Below are 23580 nucleotides of genomic sequence, written 5' to 3'. Positions count from 1 at the left end.
TTTTATGTAAAGGGGATATAACATGTCAAAATATGCCGCAATTTTACATATGGAGAAGCCTGAGTTAAACCTCGAATTTCGCGTAGCACACGTGGACTACCTTACGAACTTAGAACAACAAGGAAAAATCTTTGCCAAAGGACCTTTTACAGATGGTGCAGGCGGCTTGGTGATCTACCTAGCTGATTCTCTAGAGGAAGCTCAAGAACTAGCTGGCAACGACCCATATGTATTACAAGGGGTTCGGAGATTGGAATTACACGAATGGAAAGCATAATCTACTGATTCATCTTGGATCGAAAGAAACCTTCTAAGAATGTCATCTTAGAAGGTTTTTTCTACATTTGATTTTGTAACTTCCGTAACAACGCCTGGAAATCTTCTGGTGGTTCAGCTTCAAATCTCATAAACTCACCTGTTCTCGGATGTTCAAATCCAAGCACTTGCGCATGCAGGACTTGACCCCCTTCAAAGCGTATTGGGCTTTTGGAAGGTCCGTATACAGGATCACCTACAAGAGGAAAGTTGATATATTTCATGTGAACCCGAATTTGATGAGTACGCCCTGTTTCTAATCTACACTCAATAAGAGAAGTATCTTTCAAATGTTCTTTGACTCGAAAATGGGTAACAGCATTTTTCCCATTGTTGTGATTGATCGCCATGCGTTGGCGATGGATTGGATCACGACCGATTGGGGCATCCACTGTTCCGTGCTCATGAGGAATTAATCCATGAACAATCGCTGCATAAACCCGTTCTACCGTTTTCGCTTTTAATTGATCCACCAACGAATGATGAGCATGATCATTTTTGGCTAGCATCAATAATCCAGAGGTATCTTTATCAATACGGTGTACAACGCCCGGTCTAGCGACTCCGCCAATTCCAGATAAGCTGTCTTTGCAATGGTATAACAATGCATTTACTAGCGTTCCTGTATTATTACCAGCTCCAGGATGCACAACCATGCCTCGCGGTTTATTCACGACAATAACATCCTCATCCTCATACACGATATCAAGTGGGATGTTTTCCGCTTCTACTTGTAACTCTTCCACTGGTGGAACGGAAATTTCCACCGTTTCACCTGTACGAACTTTATAGTTGGACTTTTTCGGCTTACCATCTACCGTGATAAGACCCCCACTAATCCACTCTTGCACCCGCACACGAGACCAATCTGGATCATAGGTACTCACCCATTTATCCAATCGTTCTCCAGAACGGTCTTCCTCCACTTGCAACGTAACTACTTCCATTTGTTCGCTCATTTTTTATGCTTCCTTCGTATGATTGGACTCTAATTTTTCTGGAACAGGTTTTCCTGGTTCTAATAATATACCAAGAAATAAGATTGCTACTCCTACACAAACTGCACTATCTGCTACATTGAAAATCGCAAAGTCATAGGAACCAAATTGAAAATGTAGAAAATCTACAACTTCACCCATTCGAACACGATCAATATAGTTCCCGAGTGCTCCACCTAATACACTCGCATATCCCCACTTCATGAGTGGGTGCTCTTTCCGGCTTGCCCATAGAAAATAAATTAAAGCACAAATTACAATAGACGTAACCGTAATAAAAAACCATTTTTGATTTTGTAAAATGCCAAAAGCCGCTCCACGATTTCGGTGGGAAGTAAGATGAAAGAATCCATCGATTACCGTAATCGAATCCCCCAGTGCCATCTTAGAGGCAACTAGCCATTTTGTCCACTGATCTATCACAATGATAGTCAATGCTGTGAGCCAATATCTCAAGTGGGTACCTCCCTATATTAGCACTATAAGCGAGCATACATCGCTGTATACTCGCTCTCTTACCAAATTGATCGTAATGCTCACTATTCTGCTTCTACTTCAAAGTCAGGATACTCTTTTTCAACAATACTTGCACAACGCTCACATAGCTCTTGATGCTTACTATATGAATGCGTTCCGACAGTAGGAGAGATGGTCCAACAACGGTTACATTTATCACCTTCCGCTACATGGACGATTACTTCCACCATTTGCTCTGCTGGAACTTCAGAGGAAGCCGGAAGAACCTCTACTCCTGAGACGATAAAGAGCTGGTGCAGGTTATCTAAATTTGCTAGCAACTGTGCACTCTCTAGGTTAGGTACGATTTCAATTGTAGCTCCCAACGAGTTTCCAATCAACTTCTCTGCACGTGCTTGTTCGAGTGCCTTTAACACAACGCTTCGAATATCGAGGAATCGATCCCATTTATCCTCTAGTGCTTGATCACACAAAGTACCATCCATCACGGGGAAATCAGCCAGTTGAACGCTTTGCTCACTCACACCCGGGATATACTTCCATACTTCCTCTGCTGTATGAGGGATAATCGGGCTAATCATCACATCTAAGGCCCTCAAGATCTCATACATAACCGTTTGAGCAGACCGACGTTGTAGAGAGTCTGTCTCTTCTACATAAAGAATATCTTTTAAGACATCTAGGTAGAATTGGCTTAAGAACACCGTACAAAACGTATGGATACTGCCGTATACCTGGTGGAAATCATACGTATCATACCCCTGGGTAACTGTTTTAATTAGGCCTTGTAGCTTAGATAGTACATAACGATCTAGCTCAGTTAACTGATCATAGCGTACATGGTTTTCTGCTGGATCAAAGTCCGCCAAGTTTCCTAAAAGGAAACGGAATGTGTTACGCAGCTTCCGATATACCTCAGCTACTTGCTTGATCAGAGGATCCGAGATTCGTACATCCGATTGATAATCAACAGAGGAAACCCATAGACGTAGGATATCAGCACCATATTGATTGGCAACTTTATTCGGATCTACTACGTTCCCAATCGACTTCGACATCTTACGACCTTCACCATCTAGAACATAGCCATGGGAAACGACTTGTTTGTAAGGCGCTTTTCCAGTCGTGGCAACAGAAGTGGAAAGAGAAGAGTTAAACCAACCACGATACTGGTCAGATCCCTCGATGTATAAGTCTGCTGGGAAGCTTAGATCATCTCGTTGTGCAAGTACAGCAAAGTGACTGCTTCCGGAATCAAACCATACGTCCATAATATCAGTCTCTTTACGGAAGCTGGTACATCCGCATTTGCTACATTTCTGATCAGCTGGCATTAAATCACTTACATCTTTTGCATACCAAGAGGTAGATCCTTCTTTTGCAAACAGATTCGCGATAAAATCAATCGTCTCATCATTGATGTGAGGCTCTGTGCAATCTTGACAGTAGAAAATAGGAATCGGTACGCCCCATGTACGTTGACGGGAGATACACCAGTCTCCGCGATCGGCAATCATATTGCCTAAGCGAACTTCTCCCCATGTTGGCACCCACTCTACATCTTTGATCTCTTCCAACATCTGCCCACGGAATCCATCAATCGAAGCAAACCATTGTTCTGTCGCACGATAGATGATCGGTTTCTTGGTTCTCCAGTCATGTGGGTACTGATGTTTGATAAAGCTCAGCTTGAGCAACAAGCCCCGTTCTTGTAGCAACTCGGAAACTCTTTTATTCCCATCTTCATAGAACATACCCTCAAAGCCAGGAGCTTGTGCTGTAAATACTCCACGTCCATCAACAGGACAAAGTACCTCTAAACCATATCTTTGTCCAACCGCAAAGTCTTCCTCACCATGTCCAGGAGCGGTATGAACACAACCCGTACCAGCTTCGAGCGTCACGTGCTCTCCAAATACCAATGGAGATGGACGATCATAAAATGGATGTCGGCATACAACTCCATTTAACTCACGACCTGCCCAAGTAGAAACGACTTCATACTCCTCCACTTCAGCTGTCGTCATAACCGCCTCTACCAATTCAGTGGCCATGATATATTTCTCATTCCCTACTTGAACAGCACTGTATTCAAACTCAGGGTTTAACGAAATAGCCAAGTTAGCAGGGATGGTCCATGGAGTGGTGGTCCAGATAACGACAAAGGTATTTTCCTCATCCAAGATCCCATTTCCATTTTGCACTGGAAACTTCACATATACCGATGCTGAACGTTTCTCTTGATACTCGATCTCTGCCTCTGCCAGCGCAGATTCCGAAGTTGGAGACCAATAAACCGTACGCATTCCACGGTAGATATGTCCCTTGCGAGCCATATCACCAAACAGACGAATCTGGGCTGACTCATACTCTGGTTGTAAGGTGATATATGGATTTTCAAAATCACCACGAATCGCCATGCGTTTAAATTGATCAGCTTGTTTCTCTACAAAAGATAGAGCATATTCGGTACATAGATTACGGAAATCGACCACACTCACTGATCTGCGATCCACTTTCTTTTTCGTCACAACAGCGTGTTCAATCGGCAAACCATGTGTATCCCATCCGGGCACATAAGGCGCGTCAAACCCATTTAAACTTTTATAGCGAACGACAAAATCTTTCAGCGATTTATTTAATACATGACCAACATGGATATCTCCATTCGCATAAGGAGGTCCATCATGCAAAATGAACTGCGGCGATCCTTTGCGTTTCTCTTGAACCAAACGATAAATATCGATCTCATCCCACCATTTTTGCATCTCTGGCTCTCGATTAGGGAGATTTCCCTTCATCGGGAAATCCGTCACAGGCAAATGAATCGTACTACGATAATCAGCCATCTACTACACATCCTTCATCTTTAGAATCATCATATACAAATACAACACAAAAAACCTTCATCATCCTCTAGGGACGAGAAGGTTTCCCGCGGTACCACCCTAATGGCTCTGATCATCTGAACACAGAAACGATCAAATCCGCTCTAACATTCGTAACGTGAATGACACGGTCCATCCTACTCTCTGACGATTTCGGACGACAGTTCACGGGTGATCTTCGAACGATGACTTGACTGAGCTCGCACCAACCCTCAGTTCGCTTAACAAAATCGTATCGCCCTACTTGTCCCGATCAAAACCATTGTGGTTATGAGAATATGTTATTCATCATTATACACAGATGTTAGGTATTTGTTAACATCTGCAAGACTATTTCTTCTAAAACATTGCTTTTTTACGCATCTTACGAGTTCTACGAAGGTTTGGCTCTTGGTCGTCTTCCATGTATGTAGAAGCTACCTCTCCGAGCATATGGTTTTCACCCATTTGTTGGAATTCGTTTGCTAATTCGTTAGGGAACTCATTTGGAAACTCATCGTATTCATTTCCAAAACTGTTTGCTCCCTCAATCAAGTACTCTTGTTGATTCTGTGGTTGTTCTAGAGAAGGTACCACAGGTTGCTCAGCAAATGCATCCAACTGCTTACCTGTCTCTTCTAGATTTTCCTCTAATTCTTCCAAAGATTCCCAAGAAGAGTTATCCAAAACATCTAAGTGAGATTGTACCAAGGTACGGAAACGTGCACGGTAGATCGTTGATTTTTGTTTCAAATCGAGTAGTTCGCTGTGAACTGCACGGGCTTTTTGTAGAGCTTCATTGATAATTCGATCGGCATTCTTCTCTGCCTCTTGAACGATCAATTCTGCTTCTTTCTTCGCATTCAAACGAACTTCTTCTGCCACTTCTTGTGCGACACGAATAGATTTATGAATGCTCTGTTCCATAGAAGCAAGTGCATTGGTATTCGGTTGCATAGCTTGCAACTGATTCTGCATCTGTTGTTGCATTTGTTGCATTTGTTGTTGCATCTGCATTTGGTTCTGTGGTGTTGGATATTGATTTTGTGGTTGTTGCTGTTGCTGTTGCTGTTGCGTCATCATCGGTTGAACCGGATCTACTTGATATTGTGGTTGGGGCCTTGTCTGACTAAATGCTTCTCCGTCCATAATACGCTCTAGTTCAGCTTGTAAATCTTCAACCTGTTGTTCCATCTCTAATTTTTCACGGGTCAACAACTCAAAATCTTTGATAATCTGATCTAAAAAGTCATTTACCTCGTCAACATCATATCCACGGAATGATCGTTTGAACTCCTTATTATGAATATCATAAGGTGTTAATTTCATTACCGCACCTCCTGAGTCTATTTGCTTGCCTTTTCTATTCGACAATATTATCAGATATCCTTCTGTTTGACCACCCAATAACCAAAATTAGGTGGATTCCTTCAAGAAAAGGATAAAATCCGCACGACATTTCTTCCTTTTTTTGTCATTCTTTCGACACTAATCACGCGAATCCTCCCTGATCCTCGCACAGAGATCGTGTCACCCGGTTCTACCAATTTATCACTTTGATCGACAAGCTGCCAATTTATTTTACATTTCTTCCCTTTAATCATCAACTGTGATTTGGAACGAGATATACGAAATGCCTCTGAGACAATTGCATCTAGTCGAAGCGATGCTACAATGATATTTCTCGGGACCTGATCTGGTTCGGAATAAAAAAATTGGTTTCGCGCGATCGTCTGTACGGTGACCTTTTTACGGCCTACGGAAGACAGATGGAGGAGGAGAAAATCACTCATCTCACGCGCGACAACCAAATCACAACCATGATTATGAGGCTGTATATCACCGAGCATCTCTCGCTTGATTCCAAGACCTAGCACCGCCCCTAGTACATCAGGATGTTCAAGTGGCCTGTGATCAGATGTCTCAATCCGTAAAAAAGCAACATCAGACCAAGTTTCGTCTATGGAAAAATAGTCAGGTGCCATGATCACCCTTTTTCGCTCGGCAACAGGATAGCCACCGTCTAACAGACAAGCTACATCTGTTTCCCGATTAGAAATTGTCTGGTAGATAAACTGTTCTCTGGGGTCCAGAAAGGGAGTTGTAACGACCATACTTCGTTCACTGGATGATTGGATCCAATCAAAGCAGCGCTCCACAAAAGGGCGTTCTTCAGGACGAAAATGCATAAAGACCTTAGAATTGTTCATTGTTTATGCCTCAACTAATTAAACTAAAAATGAAACTTATTACTACATATAATCCACGGTGTACGAACTGTAGCACAAAAAGTGCAACAATCGGCGATATATCAATCATTCCGATCGGTGGAATTAGCCGACGAAAAACTGCCAGATATGGTTCACAAATACGCGCCATAAAAACACCGAGCGGAGATTGACGCACCTGCGGAAGCCAAGACATCACAATGTAGATCATAAGGGCAATTGAATACCCATAAAACACATAATATAAGATTTCACCGATAGACACGTGACAAAGGTCACCTCACTTGCAACTTAGAGTGCATCATCTTGTAGAATTTCAGTAATCGTTCCCTGCACATCTACATTAGAGGGTGTGCAGATAAAAATATGAGCGCCTACTCGTTGGATACTCCCCCCTAGAGCATAGACGGTTCCACTTAAAAAATCAATCACGCGAGTCGCCTGATCTCGGCGAACCCGATGAAGATTTACGACAACAGGGCGGTGGCTTTTTAAGTTATCAGCAATTTCTTGGGTTTCTTCAAAAACCCTTGGTTCAATCAACATGAGACGGACATTTTTTTGGGAATGTAACGACACGATGTTACTCTTTCCTTTAGTAGGGGATGGATGAGCTTCGCCGGATTCATTTTCCTCAACCAACTGTTCCTCATCCTCATTAACACCAAAAAAATTCATGACCCGATTCATAATGGTCAAGTTCATTCTCCTCCTTCTAACATTCCCCTTATTCCCCTACCAGAATCGAACCTAGACGAATCCATGTTGCTCCTTCTTCAATGGCTATTTCAAAGTCTTGCGACATACCCATTGACAACTCTGTCATGGAAACATGAGGAATTTGCTTCTTTTGTAATCGGTGTTGGCATTCTTTTAGCTCTCGAAAAACTGAGCGGATTTCCTCCCGATTTTCGATATGGGGCGCCATCGTCATTAAGCCAACAACTTCGATACTAGAGAAATTCGCCATCTCTATCGTAAAATCTTCTAATTCTTTCCGAGAAATTCCAAATTTCGTCTCTTCACCCGAAATATTCACTTGAATAAAGCATTTCATTTTCACTTGAATAGACTGCGCACGCCGGTCGATTTCTTTCGCTAGCGTCAAACTTTCTAGGGAATGAAGATAGGAAAATCGACCAACTACTTCTTTCGCCTTATTTCGTTGAAGATGGCCAATCATATGCCAAGTACCACGTTGATGTAACTCGTTCCATTTAGGAATCGCATCTTGTACCCGACTCTCACCTATATGAAGACAACCCGCATCTAGAGCTTGCCTCGTCTTATTAAGATCTACATATTTCGTTACAGCTACTACATTCACTCCAGCTGGATCTCGACCTACTCGCTGACAAGCTTGTCCAATCCTTTGCTGAACTTCACTTAAACGTCTTTGTAACTCTTGCACGGAGAAGTTAACTCCTTCCTCGCTTACCGATAAAAGACATCATACGACCTGTATCGCCTTTATCTCTTCGATAAGAATGGAAATAATCATTTGAACAGCTTGTACAGTATTTAGATTTCACAATTTGATCATCTCGCAAACCAATCTGCTTGAATAACTGTGCGTTTGCTTCTTTCAAGTCTAGCATTGCTTTGTGATCCGAAGTTGGAAGAGCAACAGTTGTAGATAACTCCTGGCATTCTAGTGCATCCATCATCGGATGTAATACGTGTTCGTCCACTTCATAACAACACGCACCAATCGAAGGACCGATGGCAACCCGAATTTTCGAGATATCTGCTCCTTTGGAAACCATCTCGGTCACCATTTTCGGACCGATTTTCTGGACTGTTCCTTTCCAGCCAGCATGGGCCACTCCAATCGCATCGATATCAGGAGCATAAAAAAAGAGTGGCACACAATCAGCATAAAAGGAAGCGAGGAGAATATCTTCTTCACTCGAAAAAAGTCCATCCGTATTGGAAAATGCAGACTCTCGATCTCGATTGCCTCGCCCTCGATCCTCACCGGTTACATAGGCGATATCTATTCCATGAACTTGTTCACCACAGGTAAAAGAATCAAGGGAGAAAGAGAGATCTCGCACCAAACTCTTCCTGTTTTCAATTACGCGTGATGGTTGATCTTCCACATGTAAGGCATAATTATGACACATAGAGGAAGAATCCTCTTCTCTAGCAGAAAACCCCACTGTCAGATGGGGGTACTCTTCCTGCCAAAGCACGAGAGCAAAATAGGGAACACTTGATTTCTTTTGCATTTGAAATGGTTCCATGTAGTCCCCTCCCTGTATTATCTTACCATAGTTTGAGGGATTGACATAGAATTAGTGAGGGGATTCATTTTGATTCGACCATGGAAGTTGACCATATGGTGACACAATTTCTTGAAAGCGATGATCAAGACGAACCAAGATCACATCCGAACCAATCTTCACAATTTGTTTCCAAGGTATAATCCACTCTTGCCCCCCTGCAAACCACCCAAAAAACTTTGTCTCACCTGGCACAATGATAGCTCTAACCACACCTGCGCGTAAATCCAGATCCAAGTCGTGAATTTGCCCTAATTTTCGTCCATCCGCTATGTTTACTACTTCTTTACTTTGAAGATCAGAGATTTTGATCATCAAGGTGATCCCCCTGTCATCCATCTATCGTCGTAAATGTAATTTATGTATATGTGTGGAGTATATAAATCTGTACCATCGATTGAAAAAGATTAGCAAAATAAAAAGAATCTCAAATATGATCTGCTCCCCATAAAGTAACCCTATGGGGAGCAGATCATATTTGAGATCCAGCCCTATTCTACACTATTTTAGTCACTTTTTTCACTACCTCTTGACTCGACTTGCATTCCAATTTACGCATGATACTAGAAACATGTTTTTTTACCGTCCCAACCGATATAAAAAGTTCCTCTGCTATTTCTTTTTGTGAACATTCCTTTATCATTAGCTTTAAAATATTGATCTCAGTTGGGGTTAGCAGGGATTGTATTTTATCCATTTCAAGCTGGCTTTTCTCAAATCGAACGAGTCTGCGAAACTCCTTCAGAATCTTATTAGCAAATCGAGGCTGTGGATTATGATAATGGGTAGAGCGAATCATATTTGGGATCTCCTCGAAGTTGGATTTCACCATATAATTCACAGCCCCTGCCCCATAAGAATCCAAAATAAAGTGATCATCCTCTAGCGAGGTAAGCATAATTACTTTTGCTTGATGAAACTGACAAATCTCTAAAGTTGCCTCAATCCCGCTGGCTGATCCCGCTAAACAAATATCCATCAAGATAATATCTACTTTTTCCATTCCGCTAGCAAATTGAATGGCTTCTTCTTTCGTCGCACAGTTCCCCACTACACATAAATCCGTATGTCTCATCAAGTATTCGGTAAGTCCTCGTTGCCACCGCGGATCGTCTTCGACCAACAGGATGCGAATTGGTTCCAAATTGATCCCTCCTTTGTCAGTGGAAAGGTCATCAGCACAGTTGTTCCCTCTCCTAATTGACTATGAAATTCCAATGAACCACCATGCTTATCGAGGACACTGTAGCAGTATGTAAGACCGAGACCCATATTGTGTTCTGTATTTTGTTTTGTTGAAAAAAACGGCTCTACAATACGGTGTAAATGTTTGTTAGGGATTCCTTTTCCTGTATCTTTTATTACGACTCTTGCTTGCTTAGAAGTATAGTAGACTCGAATAAACAGTTCCCCACCACTCGGCATCGCATCGATTCCATTCATTATGATATTATTAATCGCTTCTTCAATTTGAAGTTGGTCACACATCCATCTAAATTCTGCCTCAGGAAGTGAACGATGAACCTCCACCCCACTCTTCTCCAATAAAGGTCTCAACCTCTGTAGGCTATTTTCTACCATCTCAGTTAAACTGTTTGAAGTAAGCTGTAATTCTCTTTCATTTGTTTGATATTGAATTTTATCTAGAAGAAACTGAATTCGTTCATAGGAATCAATAATGATGTTCACATCTGTCTGTAACTCTTTATCTCCACTCTGACTAGCCATATGCTCTACTTTGTAACCCAATAATTTAATAATACCTAAATCATTTTTTAAAGAATGATGAAGAAAAGCGGTACCGATATGAACTGCCTTGAGTGATTGGTTCATTTGATGTCTTTGAATCAATAATCGAACTCCCGCAAATCCATCTCTAAAAACTGCATATAGAAAAACGACTGTTGCATACAGCACAATCCACAAATTTAATCTCCATATATTTTCGAACCCCAATCCTCGAACCAAATTATTCGTAATGACCACAAATAGGATAGTTGGGATATAAGCAACATTGGTCCAGAACCTCTCCCGCTTCGCAAACGGGTTTTCTTCCTTCATGTACGAATAAATTAACAAAAATGACGCTACTAGCACGTAAGGTCCAATCCAAACAAGCCCCACTAAGTAAGGCACCATAAAACGAGGATAAAATGGGTTTAATACAAACGTGAGAATAATCGGAATAAAAAGCAAGGCAGTGCATGCCCACAGATTCTTTTTCGCAGGAGAAAATGATTTTACAATCGCAAACATAAGAAAAGAGTAAGGTACGCCATATTGAGTGAGAAACGAAGTCAAATTGTTACCAAACATAGCAAGTCCGGATAAAAAGGAGTCACCTAAAATAGGGATGATATCATCTTCTATGACTGCCGACAAACCACCCGATGCTCCACAAAAAATGGTCGCACTCGCCCAACGTACACTGATACTTTTCGGTTCCGTCACAATTAATACAATTCCCATTGCCGTCAAAAACATAAAAACCAGTAGCATCGGAGATATCCACCCTCAAATAGAATCATAATGTTTTATCTTAATCGATGTTGAATAAACTGGGCGACATCTTGAGCAATTCTTTTTCGATATAGAGCAATTCCAGCATGTCCACACTTATAAAGAATGTGTTTCGGTTCCCCCCACGCATCCCAGAGTTGTTTCGAATCTGCTAGTTCAACATATTGATCATACACCCCACTCAAAAGTAAGATGTTTTCTTTTGAAACTCTAGGCACGAAACGGCTGGGTTCTAAAATCCTCCAATACTCTACTAATGTATGATAATTCACACCATGGTTTTCTAAATCTTGTTTGATATCATTTCCTACTGGTGTATTCCATACCGTATGGGATATGTTATTGGCATACATGACTGAAACGAGGAGATCCACATCCTCTTCTACTACACTTAGCAAATTGGCAATCAGTCCACCTAAGCTTATCCCGATTACTACAATCTTACCGCCACGATGTTTCTTTAGCCAATAAATGAGCATGCGAATTTCCGTTATTGCTTGTTGAAAAGCTTGAATCGTCCGTTCTATATGAGCGCTGATCATATATTCACCGCTATAATCGGATCTTGGATCCTTTCGATCCATATGATGTGGGAGCATAACAAAAAAGAGATTATAGCCCGAAGTAGAAAAAGAATCGAGGAACAACCTTTTCCCACGATCCAAACCATCACTCTTCCAACCATGTATCACGATCACATGAACTTGTTGGTCCTTATTTTTTTGAAGATAATACTCTCCTTGTGCGAGTTGCTGGCATAAGTCTAACTCGATCCCACTTGCATAGGAATATGTGCCCATCTCATACTCTGTAAAAATTCCAGTTGGATTGAGTTGAATATCGTCTAAAGCCGGCTTAGGAAATGCTAGACCAAGCCCTTTTTCAGTAGGTTCATAGCTACTCCTACCAACTGGTTGAAACTGAGTTTGTCTACTTTTCTTTCGACAGAAGTTAGTCAACACAACCGAATCTACTAACACAGAAAGATATTTATTCATAGTCATTCCTTTCGGAACTACGCTTTGTTCACGCATGATATCATATCCAAACTTATGAACACTATATTATAAAAATATAATATCGTCAATTATAAATATAATAATTTGCTTATATTAAAAAATGAGATGATTATGTACAAAAGCATAGCTTTAATAAACAAAAAAACGCCCAATTTCAGCGTTTGCAACCTTTTCATTTTCTTTTATCTTATCGTATGGTAACAGGACCTTTTGATCCGTATTTTCGAGAAAAACACCTAAACTCAGCACGATCATAAGCTTTATAAGGAAATGAACTTGCTTCATATTTCTACCTCATTTCTTTGCTGATTGATCTGAATCTACTAAACACTCTCCTTCATCGTTTTACCTGTTAATTCGATAAATACATCTTCTAGTGTCCCGCTTTCAATCCGTATCTTCTCCCACTCTACCGGTCCGAATAAATTGCTACTAATGAGGGAGTCCAATAGACGATGTGTAACAGGCGTAGCAGTGATACAAACCTCTTTTTTGCCTCCTGTGGTCTCCGAAATCCGTAGCTCATTCACTCCTAGCTCGTAAAACTGTTCTTCTGTCGGAGCAGATTCTACTTCGAAGATTAATTGTTGCTTTGGGAAATACCGATAAATAAGTTCCTGCGGTGTCCCTTGGGCAATGATCTTACCGTGATCTAATATGGCAATTTGGTCACATAAAGACTCTGCTTCCTCCATCGAATGTGTAGTGAGAAGAACACTACGTCCTCTTCTCTTCATGTCCTTGATGACTTCCCAGATGTATCGGCGTGCATGCGGGTCTAGAGAGCTAGTCGGTTCATCTAAAAACAAGACTTCTGGATCGGAAACGAGTGACACAGCGATTAACAACCGCCGCTTCTGCCCATCCGTCAGTTTTTTCACCATCACATTATGTTTATCAGCCAATCCCACTACTTCGAGAACCTCGAAAACAGGTCTTGATTTTTCATATAACGAAGCAAATAACTCTAGCATTTCTCGAACTCTTAAGTTTGGATATAAGTTTGCTTCTTGTGGCTGAAGCGCAATTTTTCCTAATAGTTTCGATCGACTTGTTGCCGAGTTCTTATTTACCATATGGATCTCTCCGGATGTTGGGGAGCGTAGACCTATAATCGATTCCAAAATCGTCGTTTTTCCTGCCCCATTAGGTCCGAGCAGCCCGAACACTTCATTTTGGGCAACTGAGAAGGAGACGTGATCGACCACAACTTTATCATCATACTTCTTAACAAATTCTTCGACGACAATCGAATTTTTCATAACAAGATATCCTTTCATAAACCTGATTCTCAGGCGTACATGTATCCGTATCATTTTTCTATTTTTGATTTTATATCGATAAATAAAAGTTAGAAAGTACCATGTTTTTTACTCTGTTCAATTCAATATAAATGTTATATAATTAAATATTTTCATTTCATCTGAGACAAAACAAAGGAAGTCATCCCTTTTTCAATAAAAGCATTCTGATCGGAACGACTTCCTCTATTGTTTTTTATACATCACTCGCATTACACGTTAACCAAGGTTCCGTTCACGAAATCCATTACAATCTCATCAAAGTATTCAACACTTGGGATACAGGATGAACCAATGTCATAAAGATCAGGACGATACGCACGATTGCAGTAGTACTTTGCTACCTTGATCATGCGCGTCTCACCTTGCTTCCATCCATATTCTGCTTGTTGCATGAGCAAAATAGTACACGTCAGCTGCGTTACGGATGTTAGAAAGTGAAGTGCGTGTGCTTGTTGTGTAAGTAGATCAGCCTGGGCTAAATAATCAAACTGATTGCTCACCTTTTGTAGCTCCTGCCAAGCGATCTCTCGTTCCTCTGTATGTGCAGGTAGTGAAATCTCATTTAGTATGCTAGACAAGAAGTGCAAGAGGATATTCTGGTTAGAATCAGGCTGATTCCGATTCATATTCTTCCAAAATTCCAATGCCATAATATTGGTTGCGCCTTCCCACACTGTGTTCACTTGAGCATCACGAAGAAGTCTAGGTGTCACGTATTCTTCAATGTACCCATTTCCACCATGCATCTCCAATACTTCCTTTGCATGGAGAACTGATTGCTCGCTACACTTCACTTTTGCCATTGCTAGCAAGCACCGTAATAAGGTAATCGCAGCAGGAGAGTCTTCTTCTGTAGTATGAACGCGGTCAAAATGTAAGAGCATCTGCGCCACTAAGGTCCAACTAGCTTCTATATCCACCATCATATTAAGTAATGACTCTCGAATCATCGGATAGGAGATCAGGGAATTCCCAAAAGTCTGGCGTTCTGTTACATAGGTAAGCACTTCTGAAAATGCTCGCTGCGAGATGGCTAGGGAACCCGTTGATGTACACATCCGCGAAACATTTAGCGCTTCTGCCATCAACTTAAATCCTTCCTGTTCCTCGCCGATCAGATAGCCAACCGCATCTTGTAGTACAAGTTCTCCACTCGCCACCGCTCGAACGCCTAACTTATCTTTTAATCGCCTGATCGAAATACGATTCTTAGAACCATCCTGCAACTTATTGGGCAAATAAAACAGACTTAATCCCTTTGTTCCTGGGGTTTCTCCTATACGTGCTAAAATGAGCGCTCCATCAGCGTCACAATTACTTGCAAACCACTTCTCTCCTGTTAAAAGATAATGCTCTCCATGTTTAACCGCTTTCGTCGTAACACTACCTACATCCGATCCACCTTGAATTTCAGTTAAGAAAGTAGCTCCTTGGTGTAAAGTCTCTCGGTTCATACTTGCTAAGTGTGGTAAAAGTTCTTTTCTCTGTTCCTCTGTTGCATATTTTTCAATCACAAATGCGACTGACATCGTTAAGGTAACGGGACATGTAAAGCCAACCTCAGCCTTAGACATCAACATAAAAATCAACTGTGTATAAAAAAAAGGAATCTTACAAGGCACGTCTTCCCGATATCTCCAGCCCACCACACCCCATTCATAACAATCACCTACGGTTTGCAGGTAGCCTTCGTTATACCAAATTTCATTAATCTCCTCACCTTGACGGTTATAACGGATTAGCTTAGGGGCTCCATCACGGTCTGTATATCTAGCTCGCTCTTCCATAGGACCTGCACAGTACTCACCTATTTGATATAACCTTTCTTCTCCCCAATCTGTTAGATGAGATACATGTTGCCGAAAATACCTTTGCATGATTGGGTCGTTTTGATACCAATTGGGCTTCTTGTTATCCATATCAGTAGCTCCTCCGTAAAATAGCATTTCTATTCTTATTTCGACAATATTCAAATAAAAACCTATTTACATATCCAAATTAGAGCGATCCATTTCATATAAATAATTGGAAGTTAGGTGTTCACAAATTCGGGAAGTAAGAAGGAGTGGAAGTTCGATAAGAGGAAATGAGGATTATTACATATGAAACAGAAAATCATGGACCAACTGAAACATTTTGAGCTGGAGCATGAGGTTACCATTTGTTATGCTGCCGAATCGGGGAGTAGAGCTTGGGGGTTTGCCTCTGTTAACAGCGACTACGATGTACGATTTATCTATAAGAGAAATGTATCGGCATATCTCACATTAGATCCTCCAAGGGATGTAATTGAAATCCCCATTCACCAAGATTTAGATTTCCATGGATGGGATCTCTTTAAAGCACTTCGTTTGTTTCAAAGCTCCAATGCTACTTTGTTAGAATGGCTTTCTTCTCCAACTATATATAGAGAGGAAGGAGATATTGCCGAACAATTAAGAAAGTTAGCGAGCGACCATTTCTCCATTAGACGTACGAGCTTTCATTATTTACATCTAGCAAAAGGGCATGATCTGAGACAGGTAAATCAAAAAGAGCAGGTGAAGATCAAAGCCTATTTGTATTTATTGCGATCCCTATTTTGTCTCAATTGGATTGAGCAAAATCAATCTCCACCTCCTACGCTAGTTTGGAGCCTGTTAGATGGAATGGATGTAGACCCTTGGATCAAAGATCGGTTTCATCAACTAGTAGACTTGAAAAAAGAGTCAGATGAGTTAGGGCTGATTGGGGCAGATAGAGAGCTAAATACTCTCATTCACCGAGAGTTATCTCGTTATGAAGAGAAAATCCCGTCTTTACCAGATCGTAAGTTAGAAAGTACTTTGCTAAATCGGTTGATTTGGGAAGAGCTAGCTTAATGTTGGAGCAAGCCCGGGGCATGTATCAGCCCACAGCTCAAATAGTGAGCCTACGAGATGTGGAAAAGCAAGTTGGCTTCGGGCAAGTGGCAAAACTCGCAAAAAACGCGGGGACATTGCCACAAAACGCCCTAGCTACAAAAGACTACGCTAAGTAGGCTCCCTAACCTTGCAGTAGGTAGATACATTGCCCCTAGTCTGTTCTTACTATGGGTAAATACGCATTCTAGGGTGGATCTAATGCCTAAGTTCTGCTCTCTCGTAGAATCTTCATAAATTCTCCCAAACCCCGATTCGGCTCTACGAGAAAAGTCATACAACCTGCCCGCTCCCCTGCTTGAATATCTGTATCTCTGTCACCCACCATCCACGATTTAGCTAAGTTGATATGATGCTTCTTAGCTAAATCTAAAATCATCTTCGGACTTGGTTTTCGGCAATCACACATCGTCTTTCTCGGATGGTGAGGGCACATCACAATCTCATCCACTTCGATTAGCGTCTGTAAGTGATCATGAATGGCATTCACTTGTTGCAGTGAATGAACACCCCAGTCAATGCCTCCTTGGTTAGTCACGACAAAAATTTTGAATCCCATTTGCCTAAGCTCTTGAATATCCTCTACTATACCCTGACAAAGGAATAGGTTCTTTGGAGATGTAACGAAGGTAACTCGATCACTCTGGCATTCGTTTATGACACCGTCCCTATCTAAGAAGATCGCTTTATTCATCGCACTACCTCCCTGTGTGATCTAATATCCCATATCCCGTAATATTTTTGCCAATGTTCTCAGTCGTTCACTGATCATCTCATCGTCTTCACTCAACGTTTGACTAAACAGCTTAATATCCTCGTTAATCTTCTCATTATCCGTGCAAATCGCTACTGTCATGGCATCTCCTTGCAAACCAATTCGATCAATGACCGGCTTTTGTGGGTCATACAAGTTCTCGTATCTGTATGCTTCACGAAAATGAGCCAACGAGCGGCAAATCAAGATAGATAGATCCAAAACACGATGGAGCGGTAGTTCCTCAGATTGTCTTGACCATTTTTCTCCCGTATATCTCCATACTTTAGCCGAGATATCCACTTTTCCTCGATCATTCCATTGCGCCAATCCCAAAGAAAGTCCTTTTGCATCTGTATGTTGGGAAAGCCTTCCGTCCACCTGTTCGTAATTCTCTGAGACCACAACAGGCTTATGTTTTAACGTAGTTGGCAGTTTCATTTTTATTCCTCATTTCATATTTACTAAATTAGTAAATTAGTAAATTACTAAAATCATCATATTCTACATTTCCACTTTCGTCAATCGAAAACCATATTTTTTTGCTTTGGACAAGCAGAAGACCCTACTCAGTCAGAAGACGAATAGGGTCTTGGGATAAGCTTAGCCTATGTTACATACTTATACATCTGATGGATCGCTGCTTTCTCTAAACGGGATACTTGTGCTTGTGAAATCCCAATTTCTTCAGCAACTTCCATCTGGGTCTTTCCTTCGAAGAAACGCATAGATAAGATCATTTTTTCCCGATCATTTAATCGATTTAATGCTTCTTTTAACGCAATCTCTTCTACCCACTGCAAATCCTTCGTTCGTTCATCACTTAATTGATCCATTACATAGATCGGATCACCGCCATCTTGATAGACGGGTTCAAAAAGCGATACAGGATCCTGAATCGCATCCAGAGCAAAAACGACATCTTCTTTGGGAACATTAAGTATCTGAGAGATCTCATGAATGGTAGGTTCTCGAGAATGTTTATTTGTTAACGCATCGCGTACTTGCAATGCTTTATATGCAATATCGCGCAACGAACGCGACACACGTATCGGGTTATTATCACGAAGGTATCTCCTGATCTCTCCGATAATCATTGGCACTGCATAAGTAGAAAATTTGACATTCTGACCTAAGTCAAAGTTGTCGATTGCTTTCATAAGTCCGATACAACCTACTTGAAAGAGGTCGTCTACATTTTCCCCACGGTTGTTAAAACGCTGGATAACGCTTAGAACAAGACGTAAATTGCCATTTACCAGCTTTTCTCTAGCTGAGCGATCACCATCTTGATATTCGCGAAACAGCACCCGCATTTCCTGGTTCTTTAATACAGGTAGCTTTGATGTATCAACTCCGCATATTTCTACTTTGTTCCGCGCCATAAAAGTACCTCCTCAGATGCAACTATTGGTAAGTATCTCCTGAGGAGGGAAATTTATAATCAAACCCAAAGAAATTAAATTTATACCATTTTAAACAAAAAATTCCCTCTTTACCGAACAGATGTTCTTGTTTATAATGAACTAAGACACGATCAAACCATCTTGTTAAATTCTTTTCGTAATCTCTTAATAATCCTTTTTTCCAAACGAGAAATATAAGATTGAGAGATTCCAAGTAAGTCCGCTACATCTTTTTGAGTCTTTTCTTCGCCACCATCTAATCCAAAACGAAGAACCATAATCTTTCTTTCACGATCTGATAGATTTGATAGAGCAGAACGCAAAATTTTTCGATCTACTTGATCTTCTAAATCACGGTAGATAATATCATTTTCCGTTCCCATCACATCGGATAACAGTAATTCATTTCCGTCCCAATCTATGTTTAAGGGTTCATCGAAAGATACTTCGGACCGAATCTTATTATTACGACGTAGGAACATCAAAATTTCATTTTCAATACAACGAGAAGCATAAGTAGCCAGCTTAATTTTCTTAGAAGGATCAAATGTATTCACTGCTTTAATCAAGCCAATTGTGCCTATGGAGACTAGGTCCTCGATATTAATCCCTGTATTTTCAAACTTACGGGCAATATAGACAACCAGACGAAGATTTCTTTCGATCAACATCGCTCGAACAGCAGTATCTCCACTTGGAAGGCGTAGAAGAAGATGTTCTTCTTCCTCTCTTGTCAGCGGTGGCGGCAGTGCTTCACTCCCACCAATATAATAGAGTTCTTCGCCTTTTAGCCCCATGTAGATGAGCATGCGATACCAAAAAAGTTGGCATAAGAGCTTCCACTTTATAACCATGGATCTACCCCTTTCATCGGTCTACATAGTGACTTAACTTACTACAGAGTAACAAGAAGGATGAATAATAGCTTGATAGGTTCCATCAGATGAGATTCGTCCGACATCTATTCCTATGAGAACTTTTCCCACATTATTCCACTCATCTTCTTTCCAAATTTCTACAGAATCTGGCTTAAAGGCAATCATCATTTCATGATCGCTACCTGCAACACGATACGGAATAATGCGAATTTTAATCATCCACTCTGGTGGAATTTCCGTCCAACCCTTCTCCCAATCCTTCGCTCGGACCATGGTGAATACTTCTTGCGGGAGGAAGTCTTGTAACTGTTCCATCTCAACCATCATGACCGGCGAGCGTGTAATGGGATCTCTTAGCTGATTCCCTGTGTCAACTAGCCCTGTACAATCCACTTTTATGCCATCTAACGTAATTCGTACAGGTACCAGAAACTGATGAACTTCAGATCGCTCTTGAATCGAGCCAAATGAAATCTTGGTGTAGCCCCAGACAAGCGGAAATCCAATCATGAGGAATACCCATGAGACAGGAGAACCCCATCCGTTTGGAGACTCTGTAAACAAGATCCCTCCACCGATATCAGATGTCCCTGTAATGAAGTAATGCAGGGCCATCATGGCTCCACCTGTGACAAAACAAACCAGATAGAATACTCCGAGATTTCGTAGATAAGCGTACGGATGATGGTAGCCAAATGCACACCAAATCATCAGCACCGACACTAATAACTTAGCAGGTAACGAGTATGCTGGAATAAAGTCAGGCCACAATTGGAGAGTTGCATAGATACCACCCATAATCGCAGCACACCATAGTCTCCACCAAGTGAATCGCTGCTTCCGAATTCCCGAAGTAAGCCATAGGAGTAATAAATCTATACAGCCATTGAGAAGGAATACGACATCTGCATAAACCGTCACAGAATCTATCCCTCCTCTGTCTTTTGAATGAATTTAGTATATCGTAATCTATATTTCAAAGTCTGTTGAAACTTGCCCAAAAAATCTTATTTCTTTCGTCGAAAAAAAGAAAAAAAAAGCGAAAATCGATATCGATATCGATTCACGCTTCAAAATAGAGGAGACTTTCTTTATTTTTTTAATTGGTTACGTAAAAAAGTTGGGATATCATATGTTTCATCTAATACTCTGCCATCCCTACTATTTTTAGGTTGCTTTTGATCTTGTATAGGAGCATAGCGATATGAAGCTGTTTCATAGGATGTTTGGTTTGACTGTGCGTCTTCCATACGGAAGCCATCGTTTGGAAACAGCGGTTTATAAGGATCTGATGAATTACGCATCCCATTGGACGAGTTCATCTGTGGCTTTCTTCCTACACGTGGATCATTTTTAGCAGAATCAAATCCTGTAGCGATCACGGTAACACGAATCTCGTCTTTTAAATCTTCGTTAATAACAGCACCAAAGATCATATTGACATCCGCATGGGAGGCACGCATCACGATATCTGCCGCCTCATTCACCTCATAAAGACTTAGATTATTTCCACCCGTAATATTCATTAGAACTCCACGAGCTCCATCAATGGAAGTTTCTAACAATGGACTACAGATTGCCTTACGAGCTGCTTCTGCGGCACGATTTTCACCAGAAGCAGAACCGATACCCATCAGAGCAGATCCTCTCTCTGTCATAATGGTTTTCACGTCTGCGAAGTCTAAGTTAATCAAACCAGGAACCGCAATCAAATCAGAGATCCCTTGTACACCTTGGCGTAAGACATTATCGGCTTCTCGGAATGCTTCTAGCATAGGAGTATTTTTATCTACAATCTCTAACAGGCGATCATTTGGAATAACAATTAAGGTATCTACATTTTCTTTCAGTGCCGTGACACCTGACTCCGCCTGAAGGGATCGCTTCTTTCCTTCAAAGGCAAATGGTTTCGTCACCACTCCTACAGTTAGTGCACCGATCTCTCTGGCAATCAATGCAATTTCTGGAGCGGCTCCTGTTCCAGTACCGCCACCCATACCTGCTGTCACAAACACCATATCCGCACCACGAAGAGCGTTTTCGATCTGCTCTCGACTCTCTTCTGCTGCCTTTTTTCCTACTTCTGGCTTCGCGCCTGCACCAAGTCCACGCGTTAGCTTTTCGCCAATTTGTAGTTTAATAGGCGCTTTCGAGCGATGGAGTGCTTGCGCATCTGTATTGACTGCGATAAATTCTACACCTTGCACTCCCGCATCAATCATACGATTGACCGCGTTACTGCCACCACCACCCACTCCGATGACCTTAATCTGTGCAATCATCTCGTGTTCTAGATCCATACCAAATTCAAAACCCATGACCAGGTTCCCTCCCATGCGAAAATATAATGACATAACTTCGTTTTTTAGTGAATTATATAAAATCACTAAACCAATTTTTCATCTTCGAAAAAGCAGATTCTCCATGTTGTTTCTTGGAACGAGCTACATCGTTAGGAATGGTTTCAGGTACTTGGATCATCCCACGTTGACCCAAATAGTGAACCATACTCACCCCACCCATATAACTAGGCTCATTTACTCCTATGTTTTCTGGCTGGGCCACGCGGACAGGTTGTCCTAAATATTTTTGTGCTGTGGCAAGAATATTCCGCGTAGACATAACGCCACCCGTTAATACGAAGCCACCTGATGGGCGATCGTTCACTCCCATATACTGCAATTGTTGTCGCACTAGGTAGAACATCTCAGAAAGTCTTGACTCGATAATCTCTGCTAGGTTGTCTTGATGATAAACAACTTCCTTCTGATCATTGAGGGTCTGAACCGAAAAACTTTCATTTTTATTTGCTAGATCCGCTAACGCACAACCATATTTACATTTGATTTCCTCTGCAACATCACTATGAGTTCGAAGCACGATGGCAATATCACTCGTTAGATACTCACCACCCATGGGGATGACTGCAGTTCCAGTTAAATTGCCTTGATGATAAGCCGAAATCGTGATAGTACCACCACCGAAATCTAATAGTACGACACCGATCTGCTTCTCATCCAAAGTGAGACAAGCTTCTCCCAATGCATGGGGAAGATAAATCACACCCGCAATTTCTAACTGTGCTTTTTCTAAGCAACGCTCCATATTTTGTATGACAGTCTTAGTAGCAGTGAGCACCATTGCCTCTACCTCTAGTCGAACGCCAAACATACCGCGAGGATCTCGAATCTCGCTAACCCCATCCACGATATATTGAGTAGGTACCACATCAAAAATGGTACGTTCTTGAGGTAGATTAATCACACGACACGCCTGCAAGACTCGATCCAAATCCTGGTTCTCGATGACCCGAGACTCACTCGAAACAGCAACGAGACCATGACTATGCTGAACGGCAACATGGTTCCCCGAAATTCCTACATAGACTTTGGAAATCTCTATCCCAACCATTCGCTCCGCTTGTTGAATTGCTTGGCGAACGGAGAATACTGCTTGGTCCAGATCAACGATGGCACCTTTTTTCATCCCCAGTGATTTGGCCGTGCCTACACCGACGATTTGTAAATTACCATCAGCATGCATTTCTGCAATAAACGCTTTTATTTGCGTAGTCCCAATATCCAACGTCACAATGAACTGATCGTTCAAACTGGGCACCTCCTCGCCCG

Annotated in this window: 26 protein-coding genes and 1 other annotated feature; of the genes, 3 read left to right on the top strand and 23 right to left on the bottom strand. The window is 41.5% G+C overall.

Annotated features, from left to right (window positions below; genetic code table 11):
• The first annotated feature begins 22 nt into the window (after window positions 1-22).
• Window positions 23-277 carry a YciI family protein gene (locus tag J2Z48_RS02880; RefSeq protein WP_307250836.1) on the top strand — a complete coding sequence of 85 codons (255 nt, stop codon included), beginning with the start codon at window positions 23-25 and terminating at the stop codon, window positions 275-277.
• 61 nt (window positions 278-338) lie between these two features.
• Here the strand turns inward: J2Z48_RS02880 and J2Z48_RS02875 are convergent, their stop codons facing one another.
• The 16 genes from J2Z48_RS02875 to J2Z48_RS02800 all read right to left on the bottom strand — a co-directional run bounded on the left by J2Z48_RS02875 (window position 339) and on the right by J2Z48_RS02800 (window position 15932).
• Window positions 339-1262, bottom strand: coding sequence for an RluA family pseudouridine synthase (locus tag J2Z48_RS02875; protein WP_307250982.1), 924 nt, complete (start codon window positions 1260-1262; stop codon window positions 339-341).
• Between the two features lie 15 nt (window positions 1263-1277).
• Complete coding sequence (gene lspA, locus J2Z48_RS02870; protein ID WP_307250834.1) at window positions 1278-1769, bottom strand: signal peptidase II; 492 nt, start codon at window positions 1767-1769, stop codon at window positions 1278-1280.
• An 83-nt stretch (window positions 1770-1852) separates the two neighbouring features.
• The gene (gene ileS / locus J2Z48_RS02865; protein WP_307250832.1) at window positions 1853-4639 is read right to left on the bottom strand and encodes an isoleucine--tRNA ligase; all 2787 of its coding nucleotides are present in this window, start codon (window positions 4637-4639) and stop codon (window positions 1853-1855) included.
• Between the two features lie 66 nt (window positions 4640-4705).
• Window positions 4706-4944: a binding site (T-box leader), on the bottom strand.
• Between the two features lie 73 nt (window positions 4945-5017).
• Window positions 5018-5986, bottom strand: coding sequence for a DivIVA domain-containing protein (locus tag J2Z48_RS02860; protein WP_307250831.1), 969 nt, complete (start codon window positions 5984-5986; stop codon window positions 5018-5020).
• Between the two features lie 101 nt (window positions 5987-6087).
• Window positions 6088-6867: a YlmH family RNA-binding protein gene (locus J2Z48_RS02855; protein ID WP_307250829.1), complete on the bottom strand. Its 780-nt coding sequence runs from the start codon at window positions 6865-6867 to the stop codon at window positions 6088-6090.
• 10 nt (window positions 6868-6877) lie between these two features.
• Complete coding sequence (locus tag J2Z48_RS02850; protein ID WP_307250827.1) at window positions 6878-7150, bottom strand: YggT family protein; 273 nt, start codon at window positions 7148-7150, stop codon at window positions 6878-6880.
• 26 nt (window positions 7151-7176) lie between these two features.
• Window positions 7177-7584, bottom strand: coding sequence for a cell division protein SepF (locus J2Z48_RS02845; RefSeq protein WP_307250980.1), 408 nt, complete (start codon window positions 7582-7584; stop codon window positions 7177-7179).
• Window positions 7585-7612: 28 nt separating this feature from the next.
• Window positions 7613-8296 (bottom strand): YggS family pyridoxal phosphate-dependent enzyme, encoded by a 684-nt coding sequence (locus J2Z48_RS02840; RefSeq protein ID WP_307250826.1) that lies wholly within the window; start codon window positions 8294-8296, stop codon window positions 7613-7615.
• Window positions 8297-8303: 7 nt separating this feature from the next.
• The gene (gene pgeF, locus J2Z48_RS02835; protein WP_307250824.1) at window positions 8304-9131 is read right to left on the bottom strand and encodes a peptidoglycan editing factor PgeF; all 828 of its coding nucleotides are present in this window, start codon (window positions 9129-9131) and stop codon (window positions 8304-8306) included.
• A 51-nt stretch (window positions 9132-9182) separates the two neighbouring features.
• Window positions 9183-9485, bottom strand: a complete 303-nt coding sequence (locus tag J2Z48_RS02830; protein ID WP_307250822.1) for a YlmC/YmxH family sporulation protein — start codon at window positions 9483-9485, stop codon at window positions 9183-9185.
• 181 nt (window positions 9486-9666) lie between these two features.
• Entirely contained in the window at window positions 9667-10314 is a 648-nt protein-coding gene (locus J2Z48_RS02825; RefSeq protein WP_307250820.1) for a response regulator, read from the bottom strand.
• Window positions 10245-11669, bottom strand: a complete 1425-nt coding sequence (locus tag J2Z48_RS02820) for a sensor histidine kinase (protein WP_307250819.1) — start codon at window positions 11667-11669, stop codon at window positions 10245-10247. The genes J2Z48_RS02825 and J2Z48_RS02820 overlap by 70 nt, the downstream gene beginning before the upstream one ends.
• A 35-nt stretch (window positions 11670-11704) precedes the next feature.
• Window positions 11705-12724, bottom strand: a complete 1020-nt coding sequence (locus tag J2Z48_RS02815) for an alpha/beta hydrolase (RefSeq protein ID WP_307250817.1) — start codon at window positions 12722-12724, stop codon at window positions 11705-11707.
• A 114-nt stretch (window positions 12725-12838) separates the two neighbouring features.
• Window positions 12839-12994, bottom strand: a complete 156-nt coding sequence (locus J2Z48_RS02810) for a hypothetical protein (protein WP_307250815.1) — start codon at window positions 12992-12994, stop codon at window positions 12839-12841.
• A 38-nt stretch (window positions 12995-13032) separates the two neighbouring features.
• Window positions 13033-13971, bottom strand: coding sequence for an ABC transporter ATP-binding protein (locus J2Z48_RS02805; RefSeq protein WP_307250813.1), 939 nt, complete (start codon window positions 13969-13971; stop codon window positions 13033-13035).
• Between the two features lie 251 nt (window positions 13972-14222).
• Complete coding sequence (locus tag J2Z48_RS02800; RefSeq protein WP_307250811.1) at window positions 14223-15932, bottom strand: acyl-CoA dehydrogenase family protein; 1710 nt, start codon at window positions 15930-15932, stop codon at window positions 14223-14225.
• Between the two features lie 183 nt (window positions 15933-16115).
• Between J2Z48_RS02800 and J2Z48_RS02795 the strand changes: the two genes are divergently transcribed.
• On the top strand, window positions 16116-16874 hold the full coding sequence (locus tag J2Z48_RS02795; protein WP_307250809.1) for a nucleotidyltransferase domain-containing protein: 759 nt from the start codon (window positions 16116-16118) through the stop codon (window positions 16872-16874).
• A complete protein-coding gene (locus tag J2Z48_RS02790; RefSeq protein ID WP_307250807.1) occupies window positions 16874-17032 on the top strand; it encodes a hypothetical protein in 159 nt (52 codons plus the stop codon). Before J2Z48_RS02795 ends, J2Z48_RS02790 begins: the two co-directional genes overlap by 1 nt.
• 86 nt (window positions 17033-17118) lie before the next feature.
• Here J2Z48_RS02790 and J2Z48_RS02785 read toward each other — a convergent pair whose 3' ends face one another.
• From J2Z48_RS02785 to ftsA, 7 genes are all read right to left on the bottom strand, one after another.
• Complete coding sequence (locus J2Z48_RS02785; RefSeq protein ID WP_307250805.1) at window positions 17119-17607, bottom strand: D-glycero-alpha-D-manno-heptose-1,7-bisphosphate 7-phosphatase; 489 nt, start codon at window positions 17605-17607, stop codon at window positions 17119-17121.
• Window positions 17608-17628: 21 nt separating this feature from the next.
• Window positions 17629-18108 (bottom strand): DUF6530 family protein, encoded by a 480-nt coding sequence (locus J2Z48_RS02780; RefSeq protein ID WP_072331701.1) that lies wholly within the window; start codon window positions 18106-18108, stop codon window positions 17629-17631.
• 167 nt (window positions 18109-18275) lie between these two features.
• A complete protein-coding gene (gene sigG / locus J2Z48_RS02775) occupies window positions 18276-19052 on the bottom strand; it encodes an RNA polymerase sporulation sigma factor SigG (RefSeq protein ID WP_307250803.1) in 777 nt (258 codons plus the stop codon).
• 152 nt (window positions 19053-19204) lie between these two features.
• A complete protein-coding gene (gene sigE / locus J2Z48_RS02770) occupies window positions 19205-19927 on the bottom strand; it encodes an RNA polymerase sporulation sigma factor SigE (RefSeq protein WP_072331706.1) in 723 nt (240 codons plus the stop codon).
• A gap of 33 nt (window positions 19928-19960) precedes the next feature.
• Window positions 19961-20872: a sigma-E processing peptidase SpoIIGA gene (spoIIGA, locus tag J2Z48_RS02765; RefSeq protein ID WP_307250798.1), complete on the bottom strand. Its 912-nt coding sequence runs from the start codon at window positions 20870-20872 to the stop codon at window positions 19961-19963.
• A 170-nt stretch (window positions 20873-21042) separates the two neighbouring features.
• Window positions 21043-22269 carry a cell division protein FtsZ gene (gene ftsZ, locus J2Z48_RS02760; protein ID WP_307250796.1) on the bottom strand — a complete coding sequence of 409 codons (1227 nt, stop codon included), beginning with the start codon at window positions 22267-22269 and terminating at the stop codon, window positions 21043-21045.
• A gap of 55 nt (window positions 22270-22324) precedes the next feature.
• A complete protein-coding gene (gene ftsA / locus J2Z48_RS02755) occupies window positions 22325-23560 on the bottom strand; it encodes a cell division protein FtsA (protein ID WP_307250794.1) in 1236 nt (411 codons plus the stop codon).
• Window positions 23561-23580 lie beyond the last annotated feature (20 nt).

This window comes from Croceifilum oryzae, from assembly GCF_030814315.1.
In the GTDB taxonomy this organism is placed as follows: domain Bacteria; phylum Bacillota; class Bacilli; order Thermoactinomycetales; family Thermoactinomycetaceae; genus Baia; species Baia oryzae.
This window is presented reverse-complemented; position numbering and strand designations above follow the sequence as displayed.